Origin of the sequence: Balnearium lithotrophicum (assembly GCF_900182585.1) — a bacterium.
Classification (GTDB): domain Bacteria; phylum Aquificota; class Aquificia; order Desulfurobacteriales; family Desulfurobacteriaceae; genus Balnearium; species Balnearium lithotrophicum.
In genome coordinates this window covers 1-3,380 of record NZ_FXTM01000041.1, presented here as the reverse complement: position 1 = coordinate 3,380, position 3,380 = coordinate 1, and the positions used below count along the sequence as shown (strand labels likewise).

The following is a 3,380-nucleotide window of genomic DNA, read 5'->3' as shown; positions in this document are numbered from 1 at the left end:
ATTGCTGCTGTGAGGGTTGTTTTTCCGTGGTCAACGTGACCTATCGTTCCCACGTTCTTGTGGGGTTTCTTCCTTTCAAATTTCTCCTTTGCCATCTTTTCCTCCTAAAAGTTCCTTATTGGTTTTTAAAAGACCAAATACTGCAGGCTGGAATTATATGCAAACTTTTTTAAAAGTAAAGGGAAAAGCCCCCTAAGGGGGCAGATATTACTTAGTTCTCTCTCCTATTATCTGTTCAGCTACGTTTGGAGGAACCTCCTCATAGTGGCTGAACTTCATTATGTAGGTTGCACGACCTTGAGTCATTGAACGGAGGTCTGTTGCATAACCGAACATCTCTGCAAGGGGAACGAGAGCTCTTATCACTTGAGCGTTACCCCTTGCTTCCATTCCCTGAACCCTTCCACGGCGCTTGTTGAGGTCACCGATTACGTCTCCCATAAACTCCTCGGGAGTTGTGACTTCAACCTCCATTATTGGCTCTAAAAGGACAGGGTTTGCCTTCTTAGCACCTTCCTTAAACGCTATAGAACCGGCAATCTTGAAGGCCATCTCTGAGGAGTCAACCTCGTGGTAAGAACCATCAAATAGGGTAACCTTGATATCGGTCATTGGATAACCGGCAACTACACCAGTCTCCATTGCTTCCTTTACGCCGGCTTCAACAGCAGGAATGTACTCCTTCGGAACAACTCCACCCTTGATTGTCTCGTGGAATTCAAATCCCTTACCGGGTTCAAGGGGTTCAATCTTGAGCCATACGTGACCGTACTGACCTCTACCACCTGTCTGTTTGATGAACTTACCTTCAGATGTAACTTCCTTCTTGATTGTTTCCCTGTAAGCAACCTGAGGTTTACCTACGTTAACATCAACGTTGAACTCACGCTTTAAACGGTCAACGATGATTTCGAGGTGGAGCTCTCCCATTCCGGAGATAATTGTCTGTCCTGTCTCATGGTCCATTGAAACCCTAAAGGATGGGTCTTCCTTAGCAAGTTTCTGAAGAGCTAATGAGAGTTTCTCTTGGTCTGCCTTTGTTTTTGGTTCAACGGCAACAGAGATAACAGGCTCTGGAAACTCCATAGCTTCAAGTAGAATTGGGTGTTCAGGGTCACAGAGAGTATCTCCGGTGTAAGTCTCCCTTAAACCAACGGCAGCTGCAATATCTCCAGCACCAAGAACGGGAATCTCCTCCCTCTTGTTTGCGTGCATACGCAGGATTCTTGCAAGCCTTTCCTTTTTATCCCTTGTAGCGTTGTAGACGTAAGAACCTGACTCCATTAATCCTGAGTAAACCCTTACAAATGTAAGCTGACCAACGTACGGGTCAGTGAGAATCTTAAATGCAAGAGCTGCAAAAGGAGCATCGTAGGAGGCCGGTCTTTCCTCCTCCTCTCCCGTTTTTGGGTTAATTCCTTTGATAGGAGGAACATCAAGAGGAGATGGAAGGTAGTCAACTACTGCATCAAGGAGTGGCTGAACTCCCTTATTTTTAAATGCAGAACCGCAGAGCATAGGGAAAAACTTAAGTTCAATCGTTCCTTTCCTCAGGGCAGCTTTTATCTCATCCTCTGTAATTTCCTCGCCCTCAAGGTACTTCATCATAATTTCTTCATCAATATCCGCGAGGGCTTCTAACATTTTCTCACGCCACTCCTCAGCAACTGGAAGGAGGTCTTCTGGTATTTCCTCGTAGTGGAACTTAGCACCTAACGTTTCCTCCTCCCAGATAATTGCCTTCATAGTTATGAGGTCAACTACACCTTTAAACTCATCCTCAGCACCGATAGGAACCTGAACAGGAACGGGCTTTGCCCCTAACTTTTCCTCAACTTCGCCAACAACTCTGAAGAAATCTGCACCGATTCTGTCCATTTTGTTGACAAAGATAATTCTGGGAACCCTGTACTTGTCTGCCTGACGCCAAACGGTTTCCGTTTGGGGCTGAACACCACCAACGGAACAGAGTATTGTTACTGCACCGTCAAGAACCCTTAATGAACGTTCAACCTCAATAGTAAAGTCAACGTGTCCGGGAGTGTCAACGATGTTAATCCTGTGGTTTCTCCAGAAACAGGTTGTTGTAGCAGAGGTAATTGTAATACCCCTTTCCTTTTCCTGCTCCATCCAGTCCATTTCGGCCGCACCTTCGTGAACTTCCCCAATCTTATGGATACGGCCGGTGTAGTAGAGGATACGCTCGGTTGTTGTTGTCTTACCAGCATCGATGTGTGCAATGATTCCTATGTTCCTAACCTTATCAAGAGGAACCTTAATCTGCTTTATCAAAGCCTGTTGTTTGCTCAATTTTTCCTCCTAAATAGAGTTCCTTACCACCTGTAGTGGGCAAAGGCCTTGTTTGCCTCTGCCATTCTGTGGGTATCCTCCTTCTTCTTGAAGGCACCACCCCTTTCGTTGTAGGCATCGATTAGTTCATTTGCGAGTTTGTTAACCATTCCGCGCTCAGAACGAGCACGTGCAGCGTCCACGATCCACTTTAAAGCTAAGTGAATTTGCCTCTCTGGCCTTACCTCCATTGGTACCTGATATGTGGCACCACCAACACGGCGTGGACGTACTTCCATTATCGGTTTTACATTTTCAACTGCTTTGTGGAACACCTTAAGAGGGTCCTCACCCAACTTTTCCTTAATGATTTCAAAGGCTCCGTAGACAATCTTTTCTGCCTTACTTTTCTTGCCGTCCTTCATTACTTTGTTGATTAACTTTGCGACAAGTTTGTCACCATAAACTGGGTCTGGGAGTATTTCCCTTGGTGGAACTGGTCCTTTCCTTGGCATGTCCTTCCTCTCCTAATTATTTTTTCTCCTTAGGTCTTTTTGTTCCATACTTGGAACGGGACTGCCTTCTTCCCTCAACGCCTGCTGCGTCGAGAGCTCCCCTAATAATCTTGTAACGAACACCAGGAAGGTCCTTAACCCTTCCACCCCTTACGAGAACAACTGAGTGTTCCTGAAGGTTGTGCCCGATACCAGGGATGTAGGCAGTTACCTCAATACCGTTAGAGAGCCTTACCCTTGCTACTTTACGTAGGGCAGAGTTAGGCTTCTTTGGAGTTGTTGTAAATACCCTAACACAGACACCCCTTTTTTGAGGGTTACCCTGGAGGGCTGGAGACTTGGAGCGCTTTACCTTTTTCTCACGCCCCTTTCTAACCAACTGGTTGATTGTGGGCATACTACTCCTCCTATTATAGTTTGACGGGCTGAATATAAGCAAAGGTTTTGCAAATTGTCAACTCCTTGTTCTCGTTCAATACATGGTGGACACCCTGGAGTTTTTTAATATATTCCTCAAACTTCTCTACTGGAGTCTTATAACCAAGACCTTGATGAGGCCTAACGAAGTTGTAAAAG

Annotated in this window: 4 protein-coding genes; all 4 read right to left on the bottom strand. The window is 45.6% G+C overall.

What is annotated here, in order from left to right; genetic code table 11:
• On the bottom strand, positions 1 to 95 hold a 95-nt coding region (locus tag FN732_RS09385; protein WP_142936276.1), incomplete at its 3' end, for a GTP-binding protein.
• Between the two features lie 112 nt (positions 96 to 207).
• Positions 208 to 2,310, bottom strand: coding sequence for an elongation factor G (gene fusA, locus FN732_RS09380; RefSeq protein WP_142936275.1), 2,103 nt, complete (start codon positions 2,308 to 2,310; stop codon positions 208 to 210).
• A 23-nt stretch (positions 2,311 to 2,333) separates the two neighbouring features.
• Positions 2,334 to 2,804, bottom strand: a complete 471-nt coding sequence (rpsG, locus tag FN732_RS09375; protein ID WP_142936274.1) for a 30S ribosomal protein S7 — start codon at positions 2,802 to 2,804, stop codon at positions 2,334 to 2,336.
• Positions 2,805 to 2,820: 16 nt separating this feature from the next.
• Entirely contained in the window at positions 2,821 to 3,201 is a 381-nt protein-coding gene (gene rpsL, locus FN732_RS09370; RefSeq protein ID WP_142936273.1) for a 30S ribosomal protein S12, read from the bottom strand.
• Between the last annotated feature and the right edge of the window lie 179 nt (positions 3,202 to 3,380).

Bases quoted from the DNA above. Each gene is read 5' to 3' on its own strand.
- rpsG (WP_142936274.1), bottom strand. From the start codon at position 2,804: ATGCCAAGGAAAGGACCAGTTCCACCAAGGGAAATACTCCCAGACCCA.
- rpsL (WP_142936273.1), bottom strand. From the start codon at position 3,201: ATGCCCACAATCAACCAGTTGGTTAGAAAGGGGCGTGAGAAAAAGGTA.